Origin of the sequence: Nonomuraea sp. MG754425 (assembly GCF_021699195.1) — a bacterium.
GTDB lineage: Bacteria > Actinomycetota > Actinomycetes > Streptosporangiales > Streptosporangiaceae > Nonomuraea.
In genome coordinates, this window is the sequence record NZ_SSXE01000476.1 from 1 (window position 1) to 630 (window position 630).

Annotated in this window: 1 protein-coding gene; it reads right to left on the reverse strand. The window is 73.5% G+C overall.

Annotated features, from left to right (window positions below; translation table 11 throughout):
- On the reverse strand, positions 1–402 hold a 402-nt coding region (locus FAF44_RS53555; RefSeq protein ID WP_237111175.1), incomplete at its 3' end, for a hypothetical protein.
- Between the last annotated feature and the right edge of the window lie 228 nt (positions 403–630).

The following is a 630-nucleotide window of genomic DNA, read 5'->3' on the forward strand; positions in this document are numbered from 1 at the left end:
GTGGTGGGCGGTGGCGCGGGCGGTGGTTTCGATGCGGTCGGCGGAGTCGCGGCGGATGCCGCCGACCGGCCAGGCCGTGCCGAGCACCTCGACCTTCATGAGGTGCCGGTACAGCCGCCGCCCGCTGACGCGTACCGCGCGGGCGGTGGCGGGGTCGGCGAGGTCGATCATGGCCGCGGCGAACATCCAGCGTGAGCGCCATCGGGCGACCGCTACCGCGCGGTCGGCGCTCGTCGTGGCGTCGCGTATGTCGGCCCGCAACTGGGGGAGCGTGGCCGACAGGCTGGACGCCGCCCGGCAGGCCAGCCGCCGTCGTCCGGTCCAGAGCCTGCGCCGCCACAGTCGTCCCATGCCTCCGGCCACGGTCGCGGCCACATCCGCCCAGGTGCTGCCTGCACGCATGTCCGGACCCTACGTGGCGGCGGCTCAACGGCCGATCAAGTGCGGCCCCCTCGCGATCAAACTCGTGGGACGGGGTGTCGAAACCGGTTCTGGACCGTTCCGGCGGGCTGCCGCATCATGGCCCCATGACGACACCAGGGGGGCGACCGGAAGGGCCCGGCCGTTCCGGCGAACCGCCCGAATTACCGAAGGCTCCTCCTCCCGACCCCGCGAAGAGGTGGGTTCCCC